The 6,731-nt window shown below is 63.5% G+C and carries 6 protein-coding genes; 5 read left to right on the top strand and 1 reads right to left on the bottom strand.

Going from position 1 to position 6,731, the window contains the following annotated elements:
• On the top strand, positions 1-1,039 hold a 1,039-nt coding region (locus tag B3V69_RS03035), incomplete at its 5' end, for an FAD-dependent oxidoreductase (RefSeq protein WP_296443672.1).
• 40 nt (positions 1,040-1,079) lie between these two features.
• Here the strand turns inward: B3V69_RS03035 and B3V69_RS03030 are convergent.
• Positions 1,080-1,820: a response regulator gene (locus tag B3V69_RS03030; protein ID WP_296443670.1), complete on the bottom strand. Its 741-nt coding sequence runs from the start codon at positions 1,818-1,820 to the stop codon at positions 1,080-1,082.
• Positions 1,821-2,025: 205 nt separating this feature from the next.
• Here B3V69_RS03030 and B3V69_RS03025 point away from each other — a divergent pair, with 205 nt between their 5' ends.
• The 4 genes from B3V69_RS03025 to B3V69_RS03010 form a co-directional block, all read left to right on the top strand.
• Positions 2,026-2,985 carry a ribokinase gene (locus B3V69_RS03025; protein WP_296443668.1) on the top strand — a complete coding sequence of 320 codons (960 nt, stop codon included), beginning with the start codon at positions 2,026-2,028 and terminating at the stop codon, positions 2,983-2,985.
• Positions 2,986-3,009: 24 nt separating this feature from the next.
• Positions 3,010-3,999: a nucleoside hydrolase gene (locus B3V69_RS03020; protein WP_296443667.1), complete on the top strand. Its 990-nt coding sequence runs from the start codon at positions 3,010-3,012 to the stop codon at positions 3,997-3,999.
• A gap of 177 nt (positions 4,000-4,176) precedes the next feature.
• Positions 4,177-4,968: a sulfite exporter TauE/SafE family protein gene (locus tag B3V69_RS03015; protein ID WP_296443665.1), complete on the top strand. Its 792-nt coding sequence runs from the start codon at positions 4,177-4,179 to the stop codon at positions 4,966-4,968.
• Positions 4,969-4,970: 2 nt separating this feature from the next.
• Positions 4,971-6,731 (top strand): nitrite/sulfite reductase (locus B3V69_RS03010; RefSeq protein ID WP_296443664.1); only part of this gene is annotated, 1,761 nt, incomplete at its 3' end.

Genomic DNA, 6,731 nt, shown 5'->3' with positions numbered 1-6,731 from the left:
GGCATTGGCCCGGCGCGGCTGGCGAGTGCAGGTACTTGATCAGGCCAGCGAGCCCGCCACCGGCGCTTCCGGGCTGCCGGTGGGCTTGCTGGCGCCCCATGTCTCAGCCGACGACTGCACGCTGTCGCGCCTGTCGCGCAGCGGCGTGCGGCTGACCTTGCATCAGGCACGCAGTCTGTTGCGGCAGGGGCAGGACTGGGACGCCACCGGCACGCTGCAACGCCAAGTGGATGGTCCGACCAATCTGCCCGACATCTGGCACAAGGAGGCGGCGTGGCTCAAGCCGACCCAACTGGTACGGGCCTGGCTGGCGCAACCGGGAATCACTTTTCAGGGCGGCGCCCGGGTGTCTGCCCTTCGCCAGATCGGCGATCAATGGGAACTGCTGGACGCGCTAGGCCATGTGCTGGCTCGCGCCGATCGGGTGGTTCTGGCCAACGCCAATGGCGCGATGCCATTGCTTGAAACGTTGCAGACGACCCTGCCCGCGCTGGGCATTCGCGCCAACCAGCTGCCTGCCATGCACGGCGTGCGGGGTCAGCTGTCGTGGGCCATGCACCAGGGCCCGCCCGACGCGGCCTTTCCGCCGTTTCCGGTCAATGGGGCGGGCAGCGTGATCCCCGTGGTGCCCTTTGAGGGCGGAGCCGCCTGGTTCGTCGGCTCCAGTTTCCAGCCCGACAGCCGGCCGCCATCGCCGGACGAAAAGAATCACGCGGCCAACCTCGGGCGGCTGCACAAGTTGATCCCCGCGCTGGGTCAAGTGCTTGCCAAGCAGTTTGCCGCTGGCCCCCTCAACACCTGGAAAAACACGCGCTGCGTCACCGCCGACCGTCTGCCCATGGTGGGGCCGCTGTACCAGGCGGACCAGCCCAGCCTGTGGATTTGTGCCAGCATGGGTTCAAGAGGTCTGAGCTTCTCCGTGCTCTGCGCCGAACTGCTGGCGGCGCGCTGGGGGGCCGAGCCGCTGCCGGTGGACGCAGGCTTGGCCCACGCGCTCAAGGCCTTGCGTGGGGTCGCGGCAGCCACTGAAAATATTTGATAAAAAATACCGACAGCCCCCGAATCAAGAGCGTCAGCAGCTATATTTTTTGTAGCAACTCAACAATCTGCAAGGGGTCGTACGGTTTCTCCAGCAGACCGCTGCAACCGCAGGCTTCAACGTGCTGGCGCATGTGCCAGGACTTGTCGGTGCTGGTCACGATCACACTGCCAATGGCCGGCTCCAGCGTCACCAGCTGACGAATCACGGCCCAACCGTCCAGATCCGGAAGATTCAGCCCGACGATAACCAGATCGTAATGGCGTTTTTTCGCCAGTTCAAGGGCCCGCGCGCCGGTCCCCGTGTCGTCCACATCGGTATGACCCGCCAGCGCCAGTCGGGCCCGCAGATACATTCGGTCTTCCCTGGATGAATCCACCAGCAGCGACACCTTGAAGCCCGGGGGCACCGCGGCCCTGACGTCGCTGCCGCCAAAATCAATGCCGGTATCGCACTTTTCCACGGGCGCAAACAGGCTGTCCATGGCTTTCACCACATCGGGCCAATGCAGTGGCCGCGCAAACGTGCGCCAGGCGTTGGCCGGTGCGCCTTTGCCGACGCAGATCATCTTCAGGTTCGGGTTCAGGCCCGGTGACGCCAGCGCCAGCCCGGCTTCGTAGGCCTCAAGGTCAATCAGGGCCAGATGGGGGGCCACGGGCGCCTCGGGTGTCCACAAGCCGTAGGAGGTGGGACGGCTCATGGACAGCCTGAACAGGGTGTTCAGGGCATGGCGCTCAACGTCCCGAAAGCCAACCACCTTGACATAAACACTGGGTTTCATGGCTCTGATTATTTCATGGCGACGGGTCTGCGCGCCGCCGCCCACCAAGACAAAAAACCGGCAATGAGCTGCTTCATAAAATCTCCAAGGCCCTGAACTGTATCAGTGCCGTACGGCGCGAGTCTTGATTTGTTGCCCATAATTGAGTCCAGTCGCGGACATTCGAGCGGCGTCAATCGCCCATGTTTGTTGAATGGATTTCGTCATGATTCTTGTTGCCGGTTCTGCCAATCTCGACTTTGTCGTTCGCGCGGCGCACATTCCGGCGCCGGGTGAAACCGTGCTGGGACGGGACTTCAACACCTTCCCCGGTGGCAAGGGCGCCAATCAGGCGGTGGCTTGCGCGCGCGCCGGCGGCGCCGCCACGCACATGCTGCTGGCGCTGGGCGCCGATGCCTATGCTGTGCCGCTGGAGGCCTCCCTGCAAGAGGCCGGGGTGCAAACCCATGTCGTGCGCGTCAAAGAGCAGGCCACCGGCACCGCGTTCATCTGCGTCTCGGATGACGCGGAAAACGCGATCACGGTGGCACCGGGCGCCAACCAGGCCTTGCGCGGGGCCGACCTGCCGTCACTGGATGGCTTTACCCACCTGCTGCTGCAACTCGAAACGCCGATCGAGGCCGTGACGGCCTATGCCAAAGCGGCCCGATCCAGCGGCGTCCAGGTGCTATTGAATGCGGCACCGGCGCAACGCCTGCCCGCCGAATTGCTGGCGCTGCTTGACGTGCTGATCGTGAATGAAGGTGAACTGGCGGTCGTCGCCGATTGTTCCGGCAGCATGGCGCAGTGCCTGGCGCGTCTTGAGGTGCCGTGCGTGGTAGTGACCCTCGGCCATCGCGGCTGTTGCGCCCGCGCGGAGGGCGTGTACTCCTTCGAATCGGCCTTTCAGGTGACACCGATAGACACCACCGGCGCGGGAGATACCTTCTGCGGCGTTTTGGTGGCCGCCTTGAGCCAGCGCCACAACGTGCAACAAGCACTGCCACAGGCCTTGCGGCGGGCCAGCGCGGCGGCGGCCCTGGCCTGCACCCGGCTCGGTGCGCAGTCGAGCATCCCCACCCAGGCCGAAGTGGCCGCTTTTTTGGCGACCCAGACCGCCCCCACCGAAGCCCAAGACGCAGAACTCCGGCGGTTTTGCGGATTCGAGCCCCTAAAGCCGATCTAAACCGCATCTGACAGCAGATTCCCGATGAACACACCTCCCTCTTTCAAAGTCATTTATGACACCGACCCCGGTGTTGATGACGCCATGGCGCTTTACTTTGCGCTGGCGCATCCCGCCATTGAGGTACTGGGCATCACCACCACCTTCGGCAACGTCACGGTGGAACAGGCGGCAATCAACGCTTTGTATCTGACCGCCCTCGCCGGCAAAAACGTCCCGGTCACGCAGGGCGTGGCAAGGCCTTGCCGCAAGCCGCCGGAGCTGCCGCCCGCCCACATTCATGGCGCCGACGGTCTGGGTAACCTGACGGCACGCGTTGCCACTTCAAACCGGCTGGACCCGCGCGCCTCGGCGCAGTACATCGTGGACATGGCACGTGCCCAGCCAGGCGACATCACACTGGTGGCGGTGGGTCCGCTGGGCAACCTGGGCCTGGCCCTGAAGCTCGAGCCCGGGCTACCCCAGCTGCTGCGTGAAGTCATCATCATGGGCGGCACGATCACTGAGCCCGGCAACGTGTCGCCGGTGGCCGAGGCCAATGTCTGGAACGACCCGCACGCCGCCGACCTGGTGTTCACGGCGGGATGGAAGCTCACCATGGTGGGGCTGGATGTGACGCACCGGGTGCGCGTGCCGCTGTCTCTGGTAGAGCGCATCGCCCAGCGTCACCACCACCTCGCCACCGACACGCTGTCGCATGCGGTGCAGTTCTACGCGCACTTTTATACCGGCCTCTACGCCCACGTGGCGCAGGAGCCGGGCTGCTTTGCGCATGACGTGCTGGCCTTCATCTACCTGGTTCAACCGGAACTGTTCACCCTCGCCCACGGCGTTGTCCGCGTGGCGACCGAGGGCCTGGCTCAGGGCCAGACCATCATGAACCGGCGCGATTTCCTCCACTACCCGCAAGCGGGTTGGGGCAAGGACAAGGCTTTGACGCAGGTCTGCATGCAGGTCGATGCGGCCCAATGCCTCCAGCTGTTTAGCGATACCTTGATGTCGGACTGGTTGTAGGCGAGCCGTGGTCAGTTTTTTGTGACCCCGTTTGCGCTCCGTGGCGCGGGAATGGCCGACCAATGCCTGATGTCGACGGAATGGCTCACCTTTCCCTCTACATATATCTAATATTGAATATAGAAATCATTAAAATATATTTTGCAATATAACGAGACGCCATTAAAGTCTGCCCCTATGCATGATTTTGGGTTTATCTTTGCCGGTTTTTTTGTTGGCCTTGTGGTCGGGCTCACCGGTGTCGGTGGCGGCTCGCTGATGACGCCGATCCTGATTTTCTTTTTTGGCATCAAGCCGTATCTGGCGGTCGGCACCGACCTGCTGTTTGCTGCCTTCACCAAGATGGGGGGCACCGTCAAGCTGGCGCGGGCCCGCGTGGTGGACTGGCGTGTCGTGTTTCATCTCTCGCTCGGCAGCATTCCGGCCGCCCTGATCACTCTCTTTTTGCTCAATCAGGTGGGCGCTGCCAGTGCCCGGGTGCAAGGCCTGATGACCACCACCCTGGGTGTGGCCCTGCTGCTGACGGCGGCAGCCACTTTGTACAAAGCGCTGCGTGGCAAAGCGGCACCCGTCATGATCGCGCGCGGCCAGGAGGTCAAGGCAGCGACGGCGCGCCACTGGAGCCTGCCGCTTTTGTTTGGGGCGGTCATCGGCACCCTGGTCACGTTGACCTCGGTCGGCGCCGGGGCCATCGGCGTCACCGTGCTGATGATTTTGTACCCGATGCTGCCGCTGCCACGCATTGTGGCGGCCGACATTGCCTACGCCGTGCCACTGACGCTGGTGGCCGGTTTGGGGCACGCCTCGCTGGGCTCGGTCGACTGGCCGATGTTGTCCAAGTTGCTGGTGGGGTCCCTGCCGGGTGTCTGGGTCGGCTCGCACCTGATGTCGCGCATTCCTGAACGGGTCATCCGCTCGCTTCTTTCCGTGTTGCTGGCGTATGCCGGCGTGAAACTCATCGCTTTATAACCATGTACCAATACACCGACTTCGACCGCCAGTTCGTTCACCACCGTGCCGCGCAGTACCGCGACCAGTTGGAACGCAACCTCAGCGGCCAGCTCAGCGACGATGATTTTCGCCCCTTGCGGCTGCAAAACGGCTGGTACATCCAGCGCTACGCGCCCATGCTGCGCATCGCCGTGCCGTACGGCGAATTGGCCAGCGCCCAGCTGCGCGTTCTGGCCAAAATTGCGCGCGACTACGACCAGCCCAACGCACAGGTCTACCAGACGGCGCAAACCACGCAGGCCAAGCTCGGCACGGCAAAAATGCCCACCGGCTACGGCCACTTCACGACCCGCCAGAACGTCCAGTACAACTGGATCCCCTTGGACAAGAGCGCCGATGTGATGGACCTGCTGGCCTCGGTCAACATGCACGGCATCCAGACCAGCGGCAACTGCATTCGCAACATCACCAGCGACGAGCGCGCCGGCATTGCGGTCGACGAGCTGGTGGACCCGCGCCCGTTTTGCGAAATCCTGCGTCAATGGAGCACGCTGCACCCCGAGTTCGCGTTTTTGCCGCGCAAGTTCAAGATTGCCGTGTCGGGTGCCCGCGAAGACCGCGCCGCCACCGCCTGGCATGACGTCGGCCTGCATGTGCTGCAAAACAAGGACGGCGAGATTGGTTTTCGGGTGCTGGTCGGGGGCGGCATGGGCCGTACCCCGGTGATTGCCAGCACCATCCGCGACTTCCTGCCCTGGAACCAGATCCTGAACTATCTGGAAGCCGTGGTCCGCGTCTACAACCGCTGGGGCCGCCGCGACAATATGTACAAGGCACGCATCAAGATTCTGGTCAAGGCCGAAGGCCAGCGCTTTACCGACGAGGTCGAAGCCGAGTACGCCCAAATTGTTGAACTCGACGGCGCACCGCACACCATCACGCAGCAGGAGCTGGACCGGGTTACAGCATCTTTTGTGCCGCCAGCCCCCGAGAATACTGCGCAATTTGCTACAGAAATAATAGCAACCAGTCTGTCTGAGAAGGACCAGACCGAGTACACCCGCTGGTTGAAGCAAAACGTCGCGCCGCACAAGAACCCCGAGCTGCGCGCTGTCACGCTGTCGTTCAAGCGTCTGGGCTATGCCCCCGGCGACGCCACCGCCAGCCAGCTCGATACCGCAGCCGACCTGGCCGATCTTTTTTCAGCCGGTGAGGCCCGTGTCACGCACGACCAGAACCTGTTGCTGCCCTGGGTACGTGCCGACCAGCTGCCCGCCCTGTGGCAAGCGGCCCGCCAGGCCGGTTTTGCCAAGTCCAACATTCGCTTGCTGACCGACATGATCGCCTGCCCCGGCGGCGACTTCTGCGCGCTGGCCAATGCGCGCTCGATTCCGATTGCCGAGGCCATTACCGAGCGCTACCAGGACATGGACGAATTGCACGACCTGGGCGAGATCGATTTGCACATCAGCGGCTGTATCAACTCCTGCGGCCACCACCACAGCGGCCACATCGGCATTCTGGGCGTGGACAAGGATGGACGCGAGTGGTACCAGGTGTCGCTGGGCGGCTCCGACGGCTCCACCCTGAGCGGCGCGCCCGTGGCCGGCAAGGTCGTCGGCCCCTCGTTTGGCGCGACCGAAGTCCCCGATGTGATCGAAGCGGTGCTCGACACCTACCGTCGCGAACGCCGCGGTGGGGAGACCTTCATCGCCACGTTTCGCCGCGTTGGCATGGACGTTTTCAAAGCGGCCGCCAACAGTGCGCGCCAGACAGCTGAA

It is taken from the genome of Rhodoferax sp. UBA5149 (assembly GCF_002413825.1).
Taxonomy (GTDB): domain Bacteria; phylum Pseudomonadota; class Gammaproteobacteria; order Burkholderiales; family Burkholderiaceae_C; genus Rhodoferax.
This window is presented reverse-complemented; position numbering and strand designations above follow the sequence as displayed.